This window comes from Kitasatospora sp. NPDC098652 (assembly GCF_044760155.1).
Taxonomy (GTDB): domain Bacteria; phylum Actinomycetota; class Actinomycetes; order Streptomycetales; family Streptomycetaceae; genus Kitasatospora.
On record NZ_JBIWAQ010000003.1, the window covers coordinates 573,169 to 595,217 of the forward strand.

Annotated in this window: 16 protein-coding genes; 12 read left to right on the forward strand and 4 right to left on the reverse strand. The window is 75.3% G+C overall.

The genetic code is table 11. The annotated features are described in order from the left end of the window. Positions 1-140 precede the first annotated feature (140 nt). The gene (locus ACIQWA_RS10520) at positions 141-992 is read left to right on the forward strand and encodes an alpha/beta hydrolase (RefSeq protein ID WP_402480718.1); all 852 of its coding nucleotides are present in this window, start codon (positions 141-143) and stop codon (positions 990-992) included. Positions 993-1,155: 163 nt separating this feature from the next. Here ACIQWA_RS10520 and ACIQWA_RS10525 read toward each other — a convergent pair whose 3' ends face one another. Beyond that, a complete protein-coding gene (locus ACIQWA_RS10525) occupies positions 1,156-2,307 on the reverse strand; it encodes a citrate/2-methylcitrate synthase (protein WP_402480721.1) in 1,152 nt (383 codons plus the stop codon). Positions 2,308-2,465: 158 nt separating this feature from the next. Between ACIQWA_RS10525 and ACIQWA_RS10530 the strand changes: the two genes are divergently transcribed. The 3 genes from ACIQWA_RS10530 (at position 2,466) to ACIQWA_RS10540 (ending at position 6,289) form a co-directional block, all read left to right on the forward strand. Beyond that, positions 2,466-3,818, forward strand: a complete 1,353-nt coding sequence (locus ACIQWA_RS10530; protein ID WP_402480723.1) for a citrate synthase — start codon at positions 2,466-2,468, stop codon at positions 3,816-3,818. Positions 3,819-4,040: 222 nt separating this feature from the next. Continuing rightward, positions 4,041-4,784 carry a response regulator transcription factor gene (locus ACIQWA_RS10535; protein ID WP_402480726.1) on the forward strand — a complete coding sequence of 248 codons (744 nt, stop codon included), beginning with the start codon at positions 4,041-4,043 and terminating at the stop codon, positions 4,782-4,784. A 20-nt stretch (positions 4,785-4,804) separates the two neighbouring features. Then, positions 4,805-6,289 carry a sensor histidine kinase gene (locus ACIQWA_RS10540; protein WP_402480729.1) on the forward strand — a complete coding sequence of 495 codons (1,485 nt, stop codon included), beginning with the start codon at positions 4,805-4,807 and terminating at the stop codon, positions 6,287-6,289. On the opposite strand, the gene ACIQWA_RS10545 is transcribed toward ACIQWA_RS10540, so the two are convergent. Beyond that, positions 6,237-7,343 (reverse strand): GlxA family transcriptional regulator, encoded by a 1,107-nt coding sequence (locus ACIQWA_RS10545; RefSeq protein WP_402480731.1) that lies wholly within the window; start codon positions 7,341-7,343, stop codon positions 6,237-6,239. The genes ACIQWA_RS10540 and ACIQWA_RS10545 overlap by 53 nt on opposite strands. A 236-nt stretch (positions 7,344-7,579) precedes the next feature. Here ACIQWA_RS10545 and ACIQWA_RS10550 point away from each other — a divergent pair, with 236 nt between their 5' ends. After that, entirely contained in the window at positions 7,580-8,203 is a 624-nt protein-coding gene (locus ACIQWA_RS10550) for an isochorismatase family protein (RefSeq protein WP_402480733.1), read from the forward strand. Positions 8,204-8,467: 264 nt separating this feature from the next. Next, positions 8,468-9,457, forward strand: a complete 990-nt coding sequence (locus ACIQWA_RS10555) for an ArsR/SmtB family transcription factor (protein WP_402480735.1) — start codon at positions 8,468-8,470, stop codon at positions 9,455-9,457. A 62-nt stretch (positions 9,458-9,519) separates the two neighbouring features. Here ACIQWA_RS10555 and ACIQWA_RS10560 read toward each other — a convergent pair whose 3' ends face one another. Continuing rightward, the gene (locus ACIQWA_RS10560; RefSeq protein ID WP_402480737.1) at positions 9,520-10,692 is read right to left on the reverse strand and encodes a macrolide family glycosyltransferase; all 1,173 of its coding nucleotides are present in this window, start codon (positions 10,690-10,692) and stop codon (positions 9,520-9,522) included. Between the two features lie 384 nt (positions 10,693-11,076). Between ACIQWA_RS10560 and ACIQWA_RS10565 the strand changes: the two genes are divergently transcribed. From ACIQWA_RS10565 to ACIQWA_RS10590, 6 genes are all read left to right on the forward strand, one after another. Continuing rightward, entirely contained in the window at positions 11,077-12,444 is a 1,368-nt protein-coding gene (locus tag ACIQWA_RS10565) for a ferric reductase-like transmembrane domain-containing protein (RefSeq protein ID WP_402480740.1), read from the forward strand. A gap of 78 nt (positions 12,445-12,522) precedes the next feature. Then, positions 12,523-12,999, forward strand: coding sequence for an FMN-binding protein (locus tag ACIQWA_RS10570; protein ID WP_402480742.1), 477 nt, complete (start codon positions 12,523-12,525; stop codon positions 12,997-12,999). 6 nt (positions 13,000-13,005) lie between these two features. Beyond that, complete coding sequence (locus ACIQWA_RS10575) at positions 13,006-13,785, forward strand: FAD:protein FMN transferase (protein WP_402480745.1); 780 nt, start codon at positions 13,006-13,008, stop codon at positions 13,783-13,785. Positions 13,786-14,033: 248 nt separating this feature from the next. Continuing rightward, on the forward strand, positions 14,034-14,279 hold the full coding sequence (locus ACIQWA_RS10580) for a hypothetical protein (protein ID WP_402480747.1): 246 nt from the start codon (positions 14,034-14,036) through the stop codon (positions 14,277-14,279). Positions 14,280-14,372: 93 nt separating this feature from the next. Continuing rightward, positions 14,373-15,014 (forward strand): cysteine hydrolase family protein, encoded by a 642-nt coding sequence (locus ACIQWA_RS10585; protein WP_402480749.1) that lies wholly within the window; start codon positions 14,373-14,375, stop codon positions 15,012-15,014. Then, positions 15,011-16,024, forward strand: a complete 1,014-nt coding sequence (locus ACIQWA_RS10590) for a class I SAM-dependent methyltransferase (protein ID WP_402480751.1) — start codon at positions 15,011-15,013, stop codon at positions 16,022-16,024. Before ACIQWA_RS10585 ends, ACIQWA_RS10590 begins: the two co-directional genes overlap by 4 nt. A 39-nt stretch (positions 16,025-16,063) precedes the next feature. Here ACIQWA_RS10590 and ACIQWA_RS10595 read toward each other — a convergent pair whose 3' ends face one another. After that, positions 16,064-22,015, reverse strand: coding sequence for an SAV_2336 N-terminal domain-related protein (locus ACIQWA_RS10595; RefSeq protein WP_402480754.1), 5,952 nt, complete (start codon positions 22,013-22,015; stop codon positions 16,064-16,066). Between the last annotated feature and the right edge of the window lie 34 nt (positions 22,016-22,049).

Consider the following 22,049-nt stretch of genomic DNA (forward strand, 5'->3'; position numbering starts at 1 on the left):
CGCCGGAGTGTCCGGGATGGTTCCGTCGGGTGAACGGTCCGGCCATCCGCACGCGTACAGTGGCGGTCCGGGCCGACGGCGGCGGGGACCGGGGCCACGGACTACGGATCCACAATGACGGGGCGGGACGGAGCTGGACTGTGCTGGACGGTGCGAAGGTGAGCGGTGGCGGTGCGGGCTCGGACGCCACCGCGGGCGAAGGTACGGGCACGGACACGGGCCCGGACACGGGCGCAGGTACGAGTAACGGTCCGGGCACCGGTCCGGGTAGCGCGCACCGGGCGCTGCGCTGGCAGGTGCGGCCCCCGGCGGCCAGGGCCGCCGTCCTGGTCCTGCACGGCGGTGAGGAGCACAACCTCGCCCGGCCCCGCCGGCTCAACCTCCCGCTGCTGCGGATGCACGGCTTCCTGCGTGCCCTGGCCCGGGAGACCGCGGGTCAGGGCGTCGCCGTCGCCACCGTCCGCTACCGCCACCGCGGTTGGAACGGCGCCCGCGCCGACGCCGCCCGGGACGCGTCCGCCGCACTCGACGACCTGGCGGCCGCGCTCGGCCCGATGCCCACCGTCCTGGTCGGCCACTCCATGGGCGGCCGCGCCGCGCTGCGGGTCGGTGGCCACCCGTCCGTCACCGGCCTGGTCGCCCTCGCCCCCTGGTGCCCGGCCTCCGACCCGTGCGAGCAGCTCGCCGACCGCGACGTCCTGCTGCTGCACGGCGACCGCGACACCGTCACCCTGCCCGCCGACACCCGCGCCTTCGCCGCCCGCAGCCGCGCCGCCGGCGCCCGGGTCTGCGGCTACACCGTCACCGGCAGCGGCCACGCCATGCTCCAGCGCATCCCCGACTGGCACCGCGCCACCACCCGCCTGACCACCGGCCTCCTCGGCCTCCGCCCGCTCCCGGCCGAGACCACCTCCGCGCTGGCCCTCCCGCCCGCCTCCCCCGAGGCCCTCGCCCTCCCGCTCCCCCGCCAGCCCCGCACCGCCACCCCCTGACGCCGACGCCCGCAGGGCCCTGCGGGCCGACGCCGGACCTCCCCTCCGCACGGTGCCGGAGCACCGCCGCTGCGCCGCGCCCCCAAAGTTGCTCCGCGCCCCCGAAGTTGCTCCACGCCCCGCCGTTGCGAGTGGGACGAGACGGCCCGCGGCAGGCGGGCGGTCAGGCCGTCGGCAGCGGCTGAGGAGCCGCGGGGCCGGTGTAGCGGGCGGCCGGGCGAATGATCTTGGGGTCTGCGGCCTGCTCCAGGATGTTGGCACTCCAGCCGATCGCCCGGGCCGCGGCGAAGGTGGGCGTGAACATCTCCCTCGGCAGGCCGCAGAGGTGCATCACCACACCGGCGTAGAACTCGACGTTGGTGTGCAGTTCGCGACCCGGCTTGAGCTCGGCCAGGATCGCCTCGACCCGGGCCTCCACCTGGACGGCGAGGTCGACGAGCTCACCGCCGAAGGATTCGGCGACGCCGCGGAGCATGCGGGACCGCGGGTCCTCGGTGCGGTAGACGGCGTGGCCGAAGCCCATGATCCGGTCGCCGGCCAGTACGTGCTCGCGGATCCAGCCGTCGATCCGGTCCGGGGTGCCGATCGCGTCCAGCGTGTCCAGGGCGCGGCTGGGCGCGCCGCCGTGCAGTGGCCCGGAGAGAGCGCCGAGCCCGCCGACCAGGCAGGCGACGAGGTCGGCCCCGGTGGAGGCGATCACCCGGGCGGTGAAGGTGGAGGCGTTGAAGCCGTGGTCCACCGTGGAGATCAGGTACTGCTCGATCGCCCGGGCCTCGGCGGGCCCGGGCTCCTCGCCGGTCAGCATGTAGAGGTAGTTGGCCGCGTAGCCGAGGTCGTCGCGCGGTTCCACCGGTTGCCGGCCCTGCTGCAGTCGGTGCAGCGCGGTCAGGACGGTGGGCACCAGCGCGGTGGCGAACAGCGCGTCCTCGATCCGCTGCTCGGGCGCGGTGTCGTAGAGGGGGCGGAGGCCGCGGTCGGCGGCGGCGACCGAGAGCGCGGCGCCCAGGGTGGCGAGCGGGCCGCCGTGCGCGGTGCCCGCCGCCAGCGCGGGCAGGAGCGGGCGCAGTGCGTCCGGCAGGCGGCGCAGCGGGGTGGTGCGGGCGAGGAAGGCGGCGCGAGCGGCTGCGTCCGGCAGTTCGCCGAGGAGCATCAGGTGCCAGACGTCCTCCAGGGTGCGCTGTTCGGCGAGGTCGATCGCCGAGTACTGGCGGTAGCGGTAGAAGCCCTCCAGGCCGCGGACGTCGCCGAGTTCGGTCTCGGTGACCACGACGCCCTTGAGGCCGCGGGGGACCTCGATCTCGGTGGTGCTCGGCATGGCAGTGGCCCTTCTCGTGGATCTTCCCGGCTGCGTGCTTCCGGCGACGTTCTGTACTCTCCGACCCTTGATCCATGTTGTCAATGTTGATTGAAATCAATGTGTAATACTGTGGATCATCAAGGCGCGGAGGCGCCCCAGGACGACGAGGGCGGACGATGGCCGAACGCTTGACCACCCAGCAGGTCGCCGAGCAGCTCGGCGTGAAGGTGGAGACGGTGTACGCCTACGCCAGCCGCGGGCAGCTCAGCAGCGAGCGGGCCCCGGGAGGCAAGGGCAGCACCTTCGACGCCCGCGAGGTCGCCGAGCTGGCCAACCGCGGCCGTCGCGCGCCGGTGCGACCAGCGGCGGCAGCGCCGTCGGGCGCCGAACCGGGGTGGGGGACCGAACCGGGATGGGGGACCGAACCGGTCGGGGTCCGGACCGGGCTGACCCTGATCGAGGACGGCCGGCTCTACTACCGCGGCCGCGACGCCGTCGAGCTGGCCGCCGAGCACGGCTTCGAGGCCGTGATCGGCTGGTTCTGGGGGCTGGGCACCGAAGCCCCGGTGGAGCTGCGGGTGCCGCCGGCCACCGCCGAGGCGCTGGCCCGTGCCGCCTCCACGCTGCCCGACGGCATCCGGCTGCCCGACCGGCTCCGGATCGCGGTCACCGTCGCCGCCGCGCTCGACCCGCTCCGCTTCGACCTGCGCGAACAGACCGTCCGGGCCGCCGGGGCCGCCCTGATCGCCGGGATGGTGGAGGCCCTGCCGCGCACCGCGCCCGACCCCGGGCCCGACGCCTCGCTCGCCGCACGGCTGTGGAGCCGGCTGGCGACCGCCGCCGCCGCGCCCGGGGAGCTGGCCTGCCTGGACCGGGCCCTGGTGCTGCTGATCGACCACGAACTGGCGGTCTCCACCGTGGCGGCGCGGGTGGCCGCCTCGGCGCGGGCGCATCCGTACGCGGTGGTCTCCGCCGGACTGGGTGCCACCGACGGCCCCCTGCACGGCGCGGCCAGCCCGCTGGCGCACCGGATGCTCGCCGAGGTACTGGCCGACGGCGCGGTGCCCGTGGTCTCCGACTACCTGCGCACCGGCCGACCGATCCCGGGGCTCGGCCACCGGCTCTACCCGGACGGCGACCCCCGGGCGGTCGCCCTGCTCGACGCGGTCCGTCGACTCGACGGCGGAGCGGAGGTGGTGGCGGCGGTCGCCGCGGTGGAGGCGGCCGCGGGCCCGGCCGGCCGGCCCGCCCAGCGGGCCAACATCGACCTGGCGCTGGCCGCCATGGCACTGACCGCCGGACTGCCCGCGGAGGCCGGCGAGGTGGTCTTCGCCGTGGCCCGCACCCCCGGCTGGCTCGCCCACGCGATGGAGGAGTACCGCGAGGAGCCCCTGCGGATGCGGGCCCGGGCCACCTACACCGGGCCGCGCCCGCAGGGCGCCGAGGCGGACTCCGGGACGGACTACGAAACGGACTACGGGACGGACTACGGGACGGACTACGGGGCGGGCTCCGCGCTCAGTCGGTGAAGTCCTCGCCGCTGTCACGGGGTGGTGGCCGGCGCTCGCTCCCCACCGTGTTCGCCCAGGTCAGTCGCCTCGGGGGCCACGAACCGGTTCCGGTGCTCTCACGGGTCTCTCATCGCGGCAGGCCAGAATGCACGCCACAGGGAATGGGCGCCGCGGAGTGGACGCCGCAGGAATGAACGCCGCGGAGGTGGACGCCGTCCACCGCCGAGCCGAGGGAGCACCATGGACGACACCGCCGCCCGCCCCGACGCCGCCCGCAGCGGCGACCGCCCGGACTGGCGCGTCCTGGTCGTCGACGACGAACCGGACCTGGTCGAGGTGGTCTGCGGCGCCGTCCGCTACGAGGGCTGGCAGGCCCGCGGCGCGATCACCGGCCTGGAGGCCGTCCGGGAGGCGGCGCACTGGCGGCCCCACGCCGTGGTCCTCGACGTGATGCTGCCCGACCTCGACGGACTGGAGGTGCTGCGCCGGATCCACGCCGAGCAGCCCGAGGTACGGGTGCTCTTCCTCACCGCCCGGGACGCCGTCGAGGAGCGGATCGCGGGGATCGCGGCCGGTGGTGACGACTACGTCACCAAGCCGTTCAGCCTGGCCGAGGTGGTGGTCCGGCTGCGCGGGCTGCTGCGCCGGGCCGCCCCGACGGACGGGCCGCGCCGGCCGCCCGCGCACGCCCTGGTGCTCGGCGACCTCGTCCTGGACGACCGGGCCCGCGAGGTGACCAGGGACGGCGAGACCGTCGAGCTCAGCCCGACCGAGTACGCGCTGCTCGCCCACCTGATGCGCCACCCCCGGCAGGTGCTCAGCAAGGCGCAGATCCTGGACGCGGTCTGGTCGTACGACTTCGGCGGGCAGGCGCACATCGTGGAGCTGTACATCAGCTATCTGCGCAAGAAGCTGGACGCGGGCCGCAGCCCGATGATCCACACCGTCCGGGGCGCGGGCTACCTGATCAAGGCCGCGCAATGAGGCGGGCCGCCGCGCAGGTCATGAGGGCCCTGCGGAAGCTGCTGCCCCGTACGCTCCGAGCGCGCCTGATCGCCGGACTGCTGGTGCTGCTGGTGGTCACCTGCGCCGCCGTCGGCTTCGCCACCGCCGCCGCCCTGCGGCACTTCCTGGTCGACCGCCTGGACCAGCAGCTCGCCGAGGCCGGCGGCCGCTACGCCGCCAGCCTGGAGCACACCGGCACCGGCACCGGTCCGGACACCCGGGCCCAGACCCCCGGCACCCTGGGCGTCCGGCTGCTCGGAGGCCGGGTCACCGCCGCCGGGGTGGTCGACGGGGACGCCGACGACGTCGACCACCCGGACGACGCGGACGACCGGGTCACCTTCACGCCCGACGAACAGCGCCGGCTGGCCGCCCTGCCACCGGGTGGCCCGGCCCGCACCCTGGACCTCGGCGGCACCCTGGGCCGCTACCGGGTCCGGGCGGTGGCAGGCCGGGACGGCGACGTGCTGGTCAGCGGGCTGCCGATGGGCCCGGCCGAGGACACCGTGACGCGGCTGGAGACCCTGGAGCTGACCGTCTTCGCGATCGCCGTCGCCGCGGCCGGTGGGGCCGGGGCGGTCTGGGTCGGCTGGTCGCTGCGCCCGCTGCGCCGGGTGGTCGGCATGGCCGAGCGGGTGAGCGCGCTGCCGCTCGCCAGCGGCGCGGTGATGCTCGCCGAGCGGGTCCCGGACGACGACCCGCGCACCGAGGTCGGCCGGGTCGGCGCGGCGCTCAACCGGATGCTCGGCCACGTCGGCGACGCGCTGGCCCGCCGGCACGCGGTCGAGGAGCGGCTGCGCGACTTCGCCGCAGACGCCAGCCACGAACTGCGCACCCCGGTCGCCGCCGTCCGCGGCCATGCCGAACTGGCGCTGTGCCACCCGGGCCAGGTGCCCGGCGAGGTGCGGCACTCGCTGGAGCGGATCGACGCCGAGGCGCTGCGGATGGGCGCGATCGTCGAGGACCTGCTGCTGCTCGCCCGGCTGGACGCGGGCCGCCCACTGGCCGGGGACGAGGTGGACCTCACCCGGATCGCGCTGAACGCCGTGGCCGACGCCCGGGCGGCCGGCCTCGACCACCGCTGGCGCCTGGCGCTGCCCGAGGAGCCGGTGCTGGTGCGCGGGGACGAGCACCGGCTGAGCCAGGTGGTGGCCAACCTGCTGGCCAACGCCCGTACCCACACCCCGGCCGGTACGGCGGTCGAGCTGCGCCTGGAACCCGGCGACGAGCACGTCGAGTTGAGCGTCACCGACGAGGGCCCGGGGATCCCGGAGGAGCTGCTGGAGCGGGTCTTCGAACGCTTCGTCCGGGGCGACCGGGCCCGCTCCCGGACCACCGGCTCGACCGGACTGGGCTTGGCCATCGTCCGGGCCGTGGTCCAGGCGCACGGCGGCACGGTCGAGGCGACCAGTCGGCCCGGCCGCACCACTTTCACGGTGCGGCTGCGTCAGCCCGTACGGCCGCCTCGGTCGCCTCGGGCGTGACGGGCGTGACGGCCGTCGTGGCGGTCGTCGTGGCGGTCGGGTCCGTCGTGGCCGTCGCATCCGGCACCGCCGTACGGAAGCGCCGGCGGTAGTCGGTCGGCGTGGTGTCCAGCCGGCGGCGGAAGGCCCGGACCAGGGTGTCGGTGGTGCCGAACCCGCAGGCGGTGGCGATGCGTTCGAGGGTGTCGTCGCCCGACTCCAGCCGGTGCCGGGCGAGTTCGACCCGGGCCGACTCGACGTAGGCGCTCGGGGTGGTGCCCAGCTCGGACTTGAAGATCCGGACCAACTGCCGTTCGCTGAGGTGCGCGTGGGCCGCGAGCTCGGGCACGGTGAGCCGGCCGGTGAGGTTGCGCAGGACGTGGTGCCGCAGCTCCTCGATCCTCCGGGTGGTCGAGACCGGCTCCAGCGGGACGCTGAACTGGCTCTGGCCGCCGGGGCGTTTGAGGTACATCACCAGCTGACGGGCGACCCGCAGCGCGAGCTCCTCGCCGAAGTCCTCGGCGACCAGGGCGAGCGAGAGGTCCAGGCAGGCGCTGATGCCCGCGCCCGTCCAGACCTCGCCCGCGCGGATGAAGATCGGGTCGGCGTCGACCTCGATCTGCGGGTACTCGGCGGCGAGTTGGCCCGCGGTCGACCAGTGGGTGGTGGCCCGCTTGCCGTCCAGCAGCCCGGCGGCGGCCAGCAGGTGCGCGCCGACGCACACCGAGGCGACCCGGCGCGAACGGGCCGCCAGCCGGCGCACCTGCCCGACCACCTCCGGGTCGGCCACCGCCCGGACCCGCCCGGCCTGGTCGACCTCCACCGACCCGGGCACCAGCAGGGTGTCGATGCCGCCCTCGGCGGCGGCCCGGTCGAAGGTCAGGTCGGGCAGGATCCGCACCCCGGCGGCGGTGGTGACCGGCTCGGCGGTGGCGGCGGCCAGCGCCACCCGGTAGCCGACCGCGTCACCGGTCTCCCGCCGGAGCAGCGCGAACACCTCGGGCGGTCCGGTGACGTCCAGCAGGTCGACCCCCTCGAACAGGACGATGACGACCAGCCGCTGCGCGCTCTCCACGGGCCCTCCCCCTCTCGCTCGACGTCCGCCGACGCGGATGCGCCGCCACCGACGCCGACGCCAACACCGCCACCGACGCCAACACCGACACCGGCGCCGGCACCCGACGCCGATGTCGGATTCTGCACGTTGGACGGCATTGCCGCCATGCCGGGCCCGCCCGTAGCGTTCCTGGGGCGGGCCGCACCACGCGTGACCTGCCCCGATACCATCCCAGCCCCGAAGGCGGTACAGCCATGCCCGGCACCACCCCGAGCACCCGCACCACCCCACGCACCCTCACCCTGCGCACGCTCACCGGCCTCGACGACAAGCCCGCCCGGCTCGGCGCGAGCACCCTCCTCCTGGTCGACTACCAGAACACCTACACCCGCGGCGTGATGGAGCTGACCGGCTGGCGCGAGGCCCTCGACGCGGCCGCCCGCCTGCTCGCCCGGGCCCGGGCCGAGGGCGCCACCGTCATCCACGTCGTCAACGACGGCGGCGCCGGCACCCCGTACGACATCCGCGAGGAGATCGGGCGGATCCACCCGGCGGTGGCCCCGGCCGAGGGCGAGCGGGTGGTGGTGAAGCAGGCCCCGGACGCCTTCGTCGGCACCGAGCTGGGCGAACTGGTCGACGCGGCCGGCCGGCCGGAGGTCGTGGTCGCCGGGTTCATGACCCACATGTGCGTCGCCTTCACCGCCGCCGGCGCCTTCCTGCGCGGCAACCGCCCCACCGTGGTCGCCGACGCCTGCGCGACCCGCCCGCTGACCTCCGGCACCGAGGAGCTCACCGCCGCCCAGGTCCACCGCGGCGCGCTCGCCACCGTCGGGGACCTGTACGGCGTGGTCGTCGAGTCGGCGGCCGAGCTGGGCTGAGTGCCGGCGGCCCGTCCGCCCACCGCGCCCGCGGCCCGTCCGCCGACCGCGCCCGCTGCTCGTCCACCGGCGCCCGCACCGGCGGGGCGCCCCGGTCCGTCACCCGGGGCACCCCGCCCGGGCGAGGCGACGACGGCCGCCCCCGCCGGGCCGCCGCCCCGCCGGCCCTCCGAGCCTGCCGGGTCCGAGGGCCGCCGGGCAATCGATTCGGCCCTCGCCGAACGGTCTTGCGGACCGGCCGCCCACGGGGTGACGATCCTGTCCGTGCTGCGAATCATCTTCGGTGCGGACGACCTGGACCGCGTCCGGGTGGCGGAGCGTCCTGACATGTCGATGGAGCTGTCCCTCAGCGTCCACGGCCTGGTCAGCGGCCACTGCGATCCACGCTTCCAGGTGTGGCGCAACCGGCTGCGGGCGTCCTGGAACCCGCGGACCGCGCTGCTCTTCGACCTCTACACCCCCTCGGCCATCCCGGAGTTCCTCACCGTGCGCCGCGACCCCGGCGCCACCGAGAGCGCCACCGCCGAGGCGCCCGAGGAGCCGCTCCGCGACCACCTGCGATCGGTCGGCGGGACCCGGCAGTTGAGCGCCTTCGCGCGCGGCGTGGCGGCGGGCGACCGGCGGGCCCGGCGGCTGCTCGGCAACGTCACCGCCGACTACCAGACCCGCGCGATCGACCCGTACCGGCGGCAGATCGAGACCATCGTCACCACCGACCACGGCCGGCGCCGCCGGCTCGGCGAACCGGACCGGGTCCTCGCCTCGCTGCACCCGTCGGTCTCCTGGCGCCGCCCGGTGCTCAGCTTCCCGCTGGTGGGGTCCTGCCGGCACGACATCCGGCTGGACGGTCGCGGACTCCTGCTCCAGCCCTGCGTGTTCGGCCCCCGCCGCCCCGTCATCGCCCGCTTCGAGGACCCCCGGCAGCAGCCCGTCCTCCTCTACCCGGCGAGGATCGGCGGCCCCTTGCAGCCCGAGCCCGAACCCACCCCGAGCCGCAACCTCACCGCGCTGCTCGGCCAGACCCGCGCCGCCGCCCTGGAGGCCATCGCCACCCACGGCCCGTGCTCCACCAAGGACCTGGCCGGGATGCTGGACATCTCCACGGCCTCCGCCAGCGAACACGCGACCGTCCTCGCCGACTCCGGCCTCACCACCAAGGACCGCGAGGGCCGCACCGTCACCCACCGCCCCACCCCGCTCGGCCGCGCCCTCCTCGCCGGCCACCTCCCTCCCCCGTCCCCCGACCCGGCGTAGGGCGTCCACTGCCGCCCCCCGGGGGGGCGGGAGTGGACGGCTGGCCGGACCCCGGCGCGGCGTCAGACCAGTGCGGCCTCGATCAGGTCGGCGGCCCTCGACGCGCCGCCGCCCGCGCGGACCTCCGCACTGAGCTCGGCCAGCCGGGCCGCCACCGCCGGGTCGGTGGTCAGCTCCAGGACGGCGGAGCGCAGCGCCTCGGCGGTGGCCTGCTCGGTGTCCAGGCGCCGGGCGACGCCGAGTTCGACCAGCCGGTCCGCGTTCTCGAACTGGTCGGCGGCCTGGGGCACCGCCACCATGGGCAGCCCGCAGTACAGGCCTTCGCTGCACCCGCCCATCCCAGCGTGGGTGATGAAGGCGTCGGCCTGCCGCAGCACCGCGAACTGCGGTACCCAGGGGTGCACTTCGACGTTGGCCGGGATCGGCCCCAGCTCCGCCGGGTCGGTCGCCTTGCCGACCTGGAGCACGACGTGCCAGCCGGGAAGGTCCCCGAAGGCCTCCAGGCACGCCCGGTAGAAGGCCGGCTGGTGGGTGAAGGCGGAGCCGAGCGAGACCAGCAGGACCTTCTGCGCGCCCTGCGGCCGGGTCCAACTGCCCTGGTGCTCGCGGTTGTCCAGGCAGGGGCCGGCGAAGGAGAAGACCTCGGGGTCGATCTCCTCGAGCGCGCTCTGCAGCGCCCGGGGGATCAGCGCGACCCCGCGGTCGGGCCGCAGCATGTACGAGAACATGTCCTGGGACGCCACCCCGTTCTCGGCCAGCCACTTGGCGAAGCGCTCCGGAACGCCCTCCGCCTCCAGGGCCGCCATGACCGTCCGGAACGGCTCCACCCGGGGGTCGGCCTGGGCGACCCGGGACGGCAGGACCAGCACCGACGGCACGCCCCAGCCGTCGGCCAGGACCCGTCCCGCGTACGCCATGAAGTCGTACAGCACCAGGTCGGGCCGGTCGTCGTGGAACGCCTCCCGCATCCGGGGCAGCATCGCCTGTGCCTCGCCGAAGACCATGCCGTGGATGTTGGTCCCGGGCGCGACCGCACGGCCCTTGAGGACCTCCAGGCCGGTCTGGTACGGCACGAGCCGGGCGCCGGTGGTCCCGATCTGCTCGGCGAACGCCGGGTCGTTGACGTAACTGACGCGGTGGCCACGGGAGACCAGCTCCCGGATCACGTCCAGGCTGGGGTTGACGTGGCCGTGCGCCGGGATGTTCACCATCGCGATGTGTGCTGGACGGGGCATGTCGGTACCTCTCCGCGTGGTCAGCAGAATCCTGTGCGTGAGCTTCTGACGTTACGTCATGTGCCGGGGCGGGAGGGCAGGCAGGGTGGCCCGGGCCTCGGTCAGCGCCCGCGCGCAGGTCTCCAGCTGCCGCGCGAACGCGCCCCGCACCGGGGTGGTCCCTCGGGTCGGGGCGGGTGGTGTTCGTTCCGGGGTGCCACGATGAGAAAGCCGTGAGATCAGCGGAGGTCGTCCGTAGCCATCGTATGGCCTCTGACCAGGGAAAACGGCCCTAATGGCGGGCGTCGGGGCCGAGCCCGTTCAGAGGTGACTCAGAGCTTGCGGTGCCATCGTGGACCGCCCCGGCGGGGCCGTGCCGCCGTCGGGAGTCAAGGAGGTTCCCCGATGGTCACTGCCACCGCACCGAAGTCCCGGCGGGCGCCGGCCGGACCGCGTCACCGGGCGGCCGAGCGCCCGCCGCTCGCGCTGCCGCCGGGCGGCGCGCTCGGCCTGGTCGCCGCCGGTGCGCTCGGCGTGCTCGGGCTGTGGTGGGCGGACACCGCCTCGGTGGCCGGGGCGGCCGGCTGGCTGACCGGCGCCGGGCGGATCACCGGGCTGCTCGCCGGGTACGCCGCGCCGGTGCTGCTCCTGCTGATGGCCCGGCTGCCGGCGGTGGAGCGCGGGGTCGGCGCCGACCGGCTGGCCCGCTGGCACGCGTACGGCGGCCGCTGGCTGGTCGGCCTGGTCACCGTGCACCTGCTGACCGTGGTCTGGGGCTATGCGCTCACCGACGGGCGCGGGGCGCTCGCCGAGGGCGTGGAGATCGTCTTCCACTACCCCGACATGCTCAAGGCCTCCTTCGGCACCCTGCTGATGCTCGGCACCGGAGCGGTCTCCGCCCGGACGGCCCGCCGCCGACTCTCCTACGAGGCCTGGTACTACCTGCACCTGGCCACCTACCTGGCGGTGGCGCTGGCCTTCGCCCACCAGCTGACCACCGGCGCCGACCTCGGCGGCGGGCCCGGCCGGGCCGCCTGGTACGCGCTCTACTTCGGGACGGCGGCGCTGCTCGGCTGGTTCCGGCTGCTGCGGCCCTGGCTGCTCGACCGGCGGCACGGACTGCGGGTCGCCGAGGTCCGGCCGGAGGGGCCGGGCGTGGTGTCGCTGTTCCTGTCCGGGCGGCGGCTGGACGAACTCCGCGCCGAGCCCGGCCAGTTCTTCCGCCTCCAGTTCCAGGCCCCCGGACTGCGCTGGGCCGCCAACCCGTACTCGCTGTCCGCGCCGGCCCGCCCGGACTTCCTCCGGTTCACCGTCAAGGACCTCGGCGGCCACAGCGCCGCCGTCGCCCGGCTGCGCCCGGGCACCCTGGTCCGGGCCGAGGGGCCGTACGGGGCGTTCACCGGACGGCAGCAGCGCCGGCGCCGGGTGCTGCTGCTCGGGGTGGGCGTCGGGATCACCCCGCTGCGGGCCCTGTTCGAGACCCTGCCGGGCGAGCTGACCCTGGTGCAGCGGGCCCGGCGCGCCGAGGACGTGCTGTTCCGGGCGGAGCTGGCGGAGGTCGCCCGGCGGCGCGGCGCGGTGGTGCACGAGCTGCTCGGCCCGCGCGAACAGGTCGGGGACCTCGGGGCCGCGCTGGCCCGGCTGGTGCCGGGGCTCGCGGAGCACGAGGTGTACCTGTGCGGGCCCGAGGCCGTCACCGCGGAGGCCGTACGGGCGCTGCGGGCGGCCGGGGTGCGGCCGGGGCGGATCCACCACGAGTCCTTCGCCTTCTGAGCCCGCACCGCTGCCACTCATAGTCCAGTCATCGTCCACTCATCGGAATCGTCCACTCATCGGAGGAGTCGTCCGGTCATGCGCCGAGCCGTCGTCACCAGTGCCGCCACCGCCGCCGGGGTGGTGCTGCTGCTCTCCCTCAAACCGCACCAGGCGGCCGGGAACGCGCCCGTGATCAGCTCGGGGGCGGGCACCTCGCCCGGGTCCGGGTCCGGGTCATCGTCCGGCTCCGGCTCCGGCTCCGCCTCCCCCGCGCCCGCACCGGCGGCGGGCGGCGCCACCCGGAAGGTCAGCGGCGACACCGTCAACACCCGGTACGGCCCGGTCCAGGTGCAGGTCACCCTCGCCGGGAGCCGGATCACCGGCATCGACGTGGTCAAGTACCCCACCGAGGACCGCCGGGACCGCGAGATCAACGCCGACGCCCTCCCCACCCTCAACCAGGAGGCGATCGCCGCGCAGAGCGCCCTGATCGACGCAGTCAGCGGCGCGACCTACACCAGCGACGGCTACACCCGCTCGCTGCAGAGCGCCCTCGACCGGGCGAAGGGCTGACGCCCGGTGCTGCGGCACGCCGAGCCCGTGATGGGCACCGTGTTCTCGATCGCCGTCCGCGACCCCGGCCCCGGGACCCGCGAGGCGTTGCGGCGGATCGCCGACCGGCTGCACCGGATCGACGCGGTGTTCTCCCCGTACCGGCCGGAGAGCGACATCAGCCGGCTCGACCGGGGCGAACTGGCCCTCGCGGGCTGCGATCCCGAGGTCCGCACAGTGCTGGACGCCTGCCGCGAGGTCGCGGCCGAGACCGACGGTTACTTCACCGAGCGCCCCGGCGGCCGGCTCGATCCCAGCGGCTGGGTCAAGGGCTGGGCCGTCGAGGAGGCGGCCCGGCTGCTGCGCGCCGGTGGCGCCCGACAGTTCTGCGTCAACGGCGGCGGCGATGTGCAGACCTGCGGCGGGCACTGGCGGATCGGCGTCGCCCACCCCGGGCGGCCGGGCGCGCTCGCCGCTGTCCTGGGCGGCAGCGACCTCGCGATCGCCACCTCCGGCACCGCCGAACGCGGCGCCCACATCCTGGACCCGCACACCGGCCGACCGGCGGAGGGCCTCGCCTCGCTCACCCTGGTGGGCGCCCCCGGCACCGGCATCGCCCGCAGCGACGCCTGGGCCACCGCCGCCTTCGCGATGGGCCCGGACCGGGCCCTCGCCTGGGCGGCCCGCCGGCCCGGGGTGGAGGCGCTCGCCGTCCTGCCGGACGGCACCAAGCGCTGGACCCCCGGCCTGCCCGGCCACCTGCCGCCGGCCGGGCCCGCCGACTGGCAGCTCGCCACGGCGCCCTGACGCCCGCGCGTACGGACCACGCGCGCACGGGACCACGCGCGCGCGGGCCCAACGAGCGCGCGCCCAGGAGCGCGCACGCCCGGGTGCGCGCGGCACCGGCAACCTCCGGGCCATTCGGACGATTTCATCCCATCAGGTGAACCCGACGATCATGCCCCCGCCCACACCGGCCCGGTCGTCGATAGTGGGGGAACCACCGGGCGCCGAGGCGTCCCGTTCCCCGACGCACCACCCCCCAGGAGCCGTTCATGCCGAGCGAGGCCGCCCAGCGGGTCGAACCGGTCTTCACCCTCTTCGAGGCCAGCCGCAACGGAGCCGAGGACTCCGACGGACCGGCGAAGCAGGCCGTCCGCGCCGCCTTCCGACGCTACCGGGCCACCCTGGAGGGCGAGTTGGACGCCGACGCCACCTGGGCCGACGGGATCCGCGACTTCCACGCCCCGGACCAGGCCGGCATCCCGGGCGACCGCCTGGTCGGCACCCCGGCCGCCTGACCCCTACGGAGGCACCGTGACACCCGTCGTCGCACTCGCCGTCGGCCACGCCGCCGTCGACGCCACCGTCGGCGCCCGGCCCGGGTCGGCCGCGTGAGCGCGGCGCAGCCGGCCGGCCGGACCGCCCTGGTCGTCGTCGACCTGCAGAACGACTTCTGCGCCGGGCCGGTCGCCGCCGCCCGCTACCCCGGCGACCCGACCCGGCTCACCACCGTCGCCGCCAACACCGCCCGCGCCGTCGAGGCGGCCCGGGCCCACGGCACCGAGGTGGTCTTCGTCCGCTTCCTCGGCGACCCCGCCCACCAGGGCGCGAGCTGGCGCCACCGGGACGCCGTGCTCGGCAAGCGCCCCAAGTGCCTCGACGGCAGCTGGGGTGCCGAGTTCCACGCCGTGACGCCGAGGGCGGACGAGGCCGTGTTCACCAAGCACGCCTGCTTCGACGCCTTCCTCAGCGCGGGCTTCGAGCGGCACCTCGCCGACGGCGGCGTCCACCACCTCGCCATGGCCGGTGTGTTCGCCGACGTGTGCGTCGACAGCACCGCGCGCACCGCCTTCCAGAAGGGCTTCCACATCACCGTCCTCGCCGACTGCACCGCGGCGCTGCACCTGCCCGACGAGGCGGTCCTCGGCTTCATGCGCCGGGTGTACGGCGCCCGGGTCACGACCCGCGACCGGCTCGACGTCTGGACCAACCCTCCCGAGACCCCCGACCCCCGACCGCAGGAGCGCACATGAGCGTCCGCGCGACCGAGACCCTCGACCCGACCGGTACCCCCGCCACCGACGACCACGCCGCCGTCGAAGACCATGCCGTCGAAGACCATGCCGCCATCGAAGACCATGCCGCCGTCGATGACCACGCCGTGGCCGGAGAGCACCCCGTCAGCGAAGGCGTGGGCCTCACCGCCGTGCTGGTCGCCGCCGCCCGGGCGATCGAGACCCACCGCCCCGACGCCCTCGCCCGCGACCCGTACGCGGAGCACTTCGTCCGCGCCGTCCCCGCCGCCGCCGACTGGCCGCTCCACCCCCGGGACGTCCCGGCCGGGGAGGCCGACCCGCTGTGGGGCCGGCTCGGCCGCTACTTCGCCCTGCGCACCCGGGCGTTGGACGACCAGCTGCTGCGCGCCGTGCAACTGGGCGCCCGGCAGGTCGTCCTGCTCGGCGCCGGGCTGGACGCCCGGGCGTACCGGCTCGACTGGCCGTCCGACTGCGCCCTCTACGAGATCGACCGGCCCGAGGTGCTGGCCTTCAAACAGGGCGTCCTGGACGGCATCGAAGCCCGTCCGACGACCCCGCACCGCGTCGCCGTCGGCGCCGACCTGCGCACCGACTGGGCCCAGGCGCTCACCGCCGCCGGCTTCCGCCCCGACCGGCCCACGGCCTGGCTGGCCGAAGGCCTGCTGCTCTTCCTGCCCGGCACCGCCGAACGCGAACTCTTCGCCGGCGTCGACCGGCTCAGCGCGCCCGGCTCCACCCTCGCCTACGAGGCCAAGTTCGGCTTCGAGTCCGCGGCCGTCCGCGGCAACCCCGTCTACACCGCCACCCGGGACCGGACCGGCATCGACCTGCCGGCCCTCTTCGACGCCGAACCCCGCCCCGACACCTCCGCCGACCTCCGCGCACACGGCTGGTCCACCACCGACCACACCCCCTTCGAGTTCACCCGCCACTACGGCCGCGGCCCGCTCCCCGAACCGGACGACACCCTCGCGGCCAACCGCTGGGTCTTCGCCGTCCGGCCCTGAGCCGCCGCCGACCCGATTCTGACGGGTCGTCAGTCGTCATCAGCCGCTTCCGTCGGGCATCCAGCCGGTCCGGATCAGCGTTCCGGACGGGCGGCCCGGCGTCACATGGACCCCCCGGCCCGGGGGGAGGACCCGGGGGGCGACGGACCCCAGCAGCGGGCCTTCCCCCGCGCCGCCGGGGAGGACCACCCCGTGCGGGCCGAGGTCGCAGACCGCGCGGAGGAAGGGGTCGGTGGCCCGGGCACGGCCGGCGCCCTCCGCGCGGCGGGCGACGATCACCCGCAGGCCCACGCTCCCCGCCTGATCGAGGAGTTCGGCCAGGGAGGCCAGCGGGTGCGGCTCGCCCTCGGCGAGGGCCTCGGCGATCAGCTCGTAGTCGTCCACGACGAGGAAGATGTCCTTGTGCCCCCGCCGGCCCTGCCGCCGTCGGTCGGCGTCCGGCGTACGACTGGCGGCGGCCACGCGCACGATCCGGGCCAGGGTGGCAAGACCCGACACGCCGGAAGCGTGGTGGACGAGGTACTCGGGCGGCAGCCGGTCCAGCAGCGTGCGGCGGAAGTCGAAGACCAGGAAGCCGATCTCCTCCGCGCTGTAGCGCTCGGTGAGCTGCCTGACCAGCAGCCGGAGCAGCGCGGTCTTCCCCGATCCGGGGTCGCCGAACACGGCGAACAGCGGATCCCGCTCGAAGTCGACGAAGACGGGCGCCTGTTCGGCCGGGTCCGTCCCGATGGCCACACCCCGCGGGTCGTCGCCGCGCGGGAGGCGGTCGACGTCCACCCCGGCGGGGGCGGCCGTTCCGCCCTGCGGCACGACCAGCGCCTCGGCGAGACCGAGGCGGTGGAGTTCGGGGTCGGCCGCCTGGATCATCCGGTACAGCCGCTGCACGGCCGGCCCGGGCTCGATGCCGAGCTCCGTGCTCAGCCCCTCCTGGAGCCGCCGGTAGGCCTCGATCGCGTCGTCCCGCAGCCCGCAGCGGTACTGGGCGAGCATCAGCAGGGCGCACAGCCGCTCGCGCAACGGGTCCTCGGAGACCAGCTGTTCGAGCTCCGTGAGGAACTCCAGGTGCCGTCCGAGCGCCAGCCCCGTGACGTACAGCTCCTCGCCGGCCGCCCTCATCCGCTCGGTCAGCCGGGTGCGCTCCCAGGAGGCGTACGGCCCCGGTACCCCGTCCAGCGCGGGCCCCTCCCAGAGGTCGAGTGCGGACCGCAGCAGGGCGTGCGCCTCGGACAGGCTCCCGGCCTCCTGGGCCTGCCGGGCCTCGACCAGGCGCTGCTCGAAGACGGCCACGTCGAGCGACCCCGGATCGACGGTCAGCCGGTAGCCGCCGCTGACCGACTGGAGGATCTCGGCGGCGCCGCGCGGCCCGGTGCGGTCCGCCAGGACGTTGCGCAGCCGAACGACGTAGGTGCGCACGGCAGCCAGGGCCTGGGCCGGTGGGGCGTCGCCGAAGACGGCGTTGACCAGGCTCGCCATCGGCACCGGCGCCGGGGCGTGCAGCAGCAGGGCGGCCAGGACGGCCTGCTGCTGCGGTGAGCCTGCGGGCCGCGGCTCCCCGCCCCGCAGGACGCGCAGCCGGCCGAGCAGCCGGTAGCTGAGGCGGGTGTCGCCCGGGCCGGGCGGCGGCGCCGCTTCGCGCAGCAACTCCTGGGCGCGCTCGTGCAACTGCTCCAGCCTGGTCCGCTCCCGTTCTGCCAACGGCCCCGGCAGGCCGGTCAGTGGCGGCCCCTGCCAGAGGGCGAGGGCCTCCTCGACGTGTCGTCGGGCCGCCACCGGGTCGGTGGCCAGCAGGACCGACTCGGCATGCTCCACGGCCCGTTCGAAGAGCACGGCGTCGATCTGCTCGGAGACGACGTTCAGGACCCAGGTGTATCCGTCCGCCAGTTCCTCGAGGACCTCGCGGGGAGCCGGGTACGAGTTGAGTACGCGCTCCAGCTCCTGTACGTGGAGCCAGACTTCGTCGACCTCCTGGGTAGAGGAGGTGTGCTGCGGCCGTACCGCCTGCATCAGCACCTCGGCCCGGACGGGGCGGCCCCGGTACTTGAGCAGGGCTGCGAGCACCGCCCTGCGCTCCGCCGGGCCGAGGTCCACGTGCTCGTCCCCGCGCCAGGCGCGCACCTCGCCGAGCAGCGTGAACCTCAGTGGTGGCGCCGCCGTCCGGTCGGGCTGCCGCAGGGCGCCCGAGGACTCGATCCGCAGGGCGACCTCGGCAGCGGACGGGCGTCGGCTCGGGTCGGAGTGCAGCAGCTCGGAAGCGAGACCGTGCAGGGTCTCGGGGGCTCCGGTCTCCTGGAGGAGTTTGCCGAGGGCGTGAAGGTCGTCGGAGGGGTTCGCCGGGGCGTCGCCGGTGAACTCGATCCCGAAGTCGCAGAGCGCCGGGGTGCCGTCCGGGCGGACGAGGATGTTGGCGGGCTCGATCCTGCCGTGCGCGATCCCGTTGCCGTGCAGGTAGGTCAGTGCCCTGGCGACGCCGTACACGATCGCGGCGGCCTCGTACGGGGGCAACGGCCCCCCTTCCAACGCGGTCCGCAGATCGTGGTTGTCAATGAACTCCATTACCAGATAGGCACGTTCGGCGTCGATGCCAGAGCTGCGGCAGGCGACGACGCCGGGGTGGTCGAGCAGTGCGAGCCTCCCTGCCTGCTCCAGGAACGGTTCCGCCTCCAGGACGGCGGGCGGGCTCTCCCGGTCGAAGGTCTTGACCGCGACGCTCGAGCCGAGCAGGTCGTCCCGGGCGCGCCAGACCTCACTGCGCAGCCCCTGGGCGATCCGCTCGATGAGGCGGAAGCGACGGGCGAGCAGGGGCTGTTCGGCGTCGCGCCGACGGTCCTGGCGCCAACGGCCGTCGAACTCCCAGATGTGGACGTGGGTGTCCCGGTCGCCGATCGAGGCGATCACGCAGCGGGTCTCGTCACCGGAGATCCCGACGATCGTCCGCGCGCGGCCTGGGTCGACCACCGCGGCGGCGAAGAACTCTGCGGTCGTGGGGTCCTCGGGCTGCCAGCGGTGGAGGCGCCCGGTGGGGTCGACGCCGACCAGGTACGAGGGCCCGTCCGGCTGCGGCAGGGTGGTCATCGCCCAGGATCGCTGTCCGCCGGGAGGCCCGGGCAGGTCCGAAGCTACAGAGCCGTCACCTGGATCCCACAAGGTCATCCGACCTTGGAGGTCAGACGTCCAGAGGTACTCGGTCCTATCTGCGTGAATGAAGGACGCCATAGCCGTCGGTGAGACTCCGGCGCTTACTTGACCCGCCACGAAGGAGCCGTCACGGCCTTCCCAATAGCGCAATGCCCCAGAAGAATCCACAGTGCAGAGAATCGAGGGGTAGCCTCCCAGCTCAGCTATGGCGACAATCTCTACAGCCGAAACCGGAAGGGAATGAGGAGGCCTCGCCTCAAGACCGGTCGTGGGGTCGATGTAGCGCAGTAGGCCGTCTACACCGTAGACAGCAACACAGTTGGGGCCAGCACCATCTGGATTTCGCACCGTCGCAATCGCAACGGCCGGGCTGGGCAGGCGGAAGCTGCGGACGTTGGAGTAGGAGTCCCCCGCCCCCTCCGGCCCGACCAGTGCGGCCAGTTGGGCGTCGAGGGGCCAGGTCACTAGTTCGTCCGGGCGGCGGGGCATCCGGTCGAGCAGGTACTGGAACTCCTGGGCGTACTCGATCCGTCGGTAGGCGTCGCCGAGGCGGCCGCGGATCTCCTCGCGCAGTTCCCCCTCGGTGAGGAAGGTGAGGGTGACAGTGGTCGCGGAGTCGAGGTAGCGCATCCCCTCGCGCGAGTTGGTGGTGACGATCAGGCTGCCCGAGGTGTCCGCGAGCAGTGCCGCGAGTTCTCGGGGGAGCCCGGATCCCGGGCGCAGGGCGTCCACGACGATCAGCCAGTCGGGGTGGCCGGCGACCGCCTCGCCCAGGGGGACACGAGGCCACGCCCCGAGGGCAGACCTCAGCTGGACGAACCCGGTCGCCAGCCCGTCCGCCGTCCGCCCGTTGATCCAGTGAACGAAGGAGTGCCGGTCGCCGTGGCGCTGGACGTACTCCTGGACGAGTCGTCGCCTGCCCATGCCCGGTGCTGCCTCGATCACCACCGGCCGGGTGTGTACGCCACCCGGTTCGCAGGCCTGGGCGAGCCGGTCGAGTTCCTCCTGCCGTCCGATCATCCGGGGCGGGTCGGGTGGGCTGGTGATCGGCGGGGGTGGGGTCAGCAGGTCGCGCCGGAGGGTCCGGTCGCCGACGGCGCTGCTCAAGTGCCGGGCGATCGTGACGTGTTGGCCGCCCGCCCCGGCCAGCACCCGCGCCGCGACCTCGGCGAACGGGCGGCTGCGCTCCGGGATCCGGTGCCGGGAGTCCTCCGTCGCGGCGGCGAGGGCGCGGAAGTCGAGGGTGCCGCCGAAGGTCGCGGCGACCCGGCCGGAGACCTTGGCGAGGACGTGCTCGAGCACCCGGACCGACTCGGTGCGGGTCAACTCCCCCAGCAGTTCCTCCCGGACGCCGTCGACGAAGTCGTACACCACCTCGTCCGGGTCCGCGGCCTTCTCCCGCACCTCGATCAGCCCGGACAGGAACAGCTCGGCCAGTTCCCGCTGACCCGACTCCGGCACGGTCGACCGCTGGACCAGCCGCATCACCGGCAGGCTGAGCGGCGCCGCCGCCAGGTGGCAGGCGAGCCGGTAGGCGTTCGGGGAGCTGCCGGCCCGGAAGGCGGCGACCCGGTCGGCGGGCGGGCGCGCGGCCGTCTCCCTGGTGCGCGGGCGCGGCGGGCGCGGGACCCCGCTGAGCGGCGCGGCGAGCATGGGGGTCCAGCCGGTGGTGCGGCCCGCGGTGAGGTCGGCCCAGGGGGCGAGCCAGTCGGCGTCGATCTCCAGCACGGGCAGCCAGCCGACCGAGGCCCGGGCCGATTCGCCGGCCCGGCCGCGCGGGATGCCGGGCAGGGTGCTCTCGGTGCGCAGTACGGGGACGGGCCGTCCGTGGGTGGCCGCCCGGGCCTCGACCGGGGCGGGGCGCAGGGCCGTCCGGTGCCAGAGCCGGCGGGGCAGCACCTGGAGGGCGGCGGCCGGTCCGGTGGCGGCGGCGCGCGCCAGGAAGGGCACCAACTCGCCGCCGTACCAGGCCGGTCCGACGCCGTCGGTGAGGACGAACAGGATCCGGCGGCCGTGCGGGTCGGTGAGCGGCCGGGACCAGTTCCGGTCGGGGGTGGCGGGCGGCGGGGCGGCGGTGCGACGGCGGCGGAAGGGGGTGAGGTGCGGGGTCTGCCGGTCGGTGTCGAGGGACCAGGTGCGCACCTCCTCGAAGGCGCCGTGGCGTTCCAGCAGGGTGGCGAGTTCACCGGCGAGGTCGTGCCAGACGGCCATGGTGGCGCCGGTGTCGACCAGCAGGTCGACGGAGTAGCGGGGCCGGGTCCGCTGCCAGACCGGCAACAGCACCCCGGCCTCGGCGGTGGCCTCCGCCGTCGCCTCCTCGTCGAGGTGGGACGGCCGGCGGCCGCCGGGGCGTGGGGTGAGCGGTCGGCGCAGTGGCCGCAGGGCGCGGGCGATGGCGAGGGCGCCGGGCAGGGCGGGGGGCCGGGTGACCTGGACGACTTCGGCGCCGCGGGCGGGGCCGCCCGGGTGGTGGGGGTCGGTGGGGGCGTGGCGGGGGTGGAGTTCGACCTTGGGGCCGGGCCGCGGGGTGGTGGGGGCGGGCGGTCGGGGACGGTCGGGGTCGGCGGACGGCTGGTGCGGGTGCGGGGTGGTCGGGGGCGCGGGGTGGCCGCCCGGCGGCTCAGGGTCGGCGTCGGCGTCGACACCGGCATCGGCATCGTCGTCGGCATCGGGGAGCGGGCCGAGACCGGCCAGCCGGGAGATCCACAGCGCGTCGGCCAGGTCCTGGGGCCGTGACGCGCCGTCCTCGGGTGCGACGAGGGCGGCCAGCGCCTGCCGCAGCGCGGTGTGCGCCGCCGACGCTCCGTCCGGGCCGGGCCCGCCCGTACCACTCCCGCTCGTACCGTTCCCGTCCACGCCGGACCCGCCCGTACCGCGCCCGCCCGTACCG

What these genes read in the sequence shown, in the direction of transcription:
- ACIQWA_RS10580 (WP_402480747.1), top strand. Translation starts at nt 14,034, where the DNA reads ATGCCGAGCGAGGCCGCCCAGCGGGTCGAACCGGTCTTCACCCTCTTC.
- ACIQWA_RS10565 (WP_402480740.1), top strand. Translation starts at nt 11,077, where the DNA reads ATGGTCACTGCCACCGCACCGAAGTCCCGGCGGGCGCCGGCCGGACCG.
- ACIQWA_RS10560 (WP_402480737.1), bottom strand. Translation starts at nt 10,692, where the DNA reads ATGCCCCGTCCAGCACACATCGCGATGGTGAACATCCCGGCGCACGGC.
- ACIQWA_RS10590 (WP_402480751.1), top strand. Translation starts at nt 15,011, where the DNA reads ATGAGCGTCCGCGCGACCGAGACCCTCGACCCGACCGGTACCCCCGCC.
- ACIQWA_RS10535 (WP_402480726.1), top strand. Translation starts at nt 4,041, where the DNA reads ATGGACGACACCGCCGCCCGCCCCGACGCCGCCCGCAGCGGCGACCGC.
- ACIQWA_RS10530 (WP_402480723.1), top strand. Translation starts at nt 2,466, where the DNA reads ATGGCCGAACGCTTGACCACCCAGCAGGTCGCCGAGCAGCTCGGCGTG.
- ACIQWA_RS10525 (WP_402480721.1), bottom strand. Translation starts at nt 2,307, where the DNA reads ATGCCGAGCACCACCGAGATCGAGGTCCCCCGCGGCCTCAAGGGCGTC.
- ACIQWA_RS10570 (WP_402480742.1), top strand. Translation starts at nt 12,523, where the DNA reads ATGCGCCGAGCCGTCGTCACCAGTGCCGCCACCGCCGCCGGGGTGGTG.
- ACIQWA_RS10540 (WP_402480729.1), top strand. Translation starts at nt 4,805, where the DNA reads ATGAGGGCCCTGCGGAAGCTGCTGCCCCGTACGCTCCGAGCGCGCCTG.
- ACIQWA_RS10550 (WP_402480733.1), top strand. Translation starts at nt 7,580, where the DNA reads ATGCCCGGCACCACCCCGAGCACCCGCACCACCCCACGCACCCTCACC.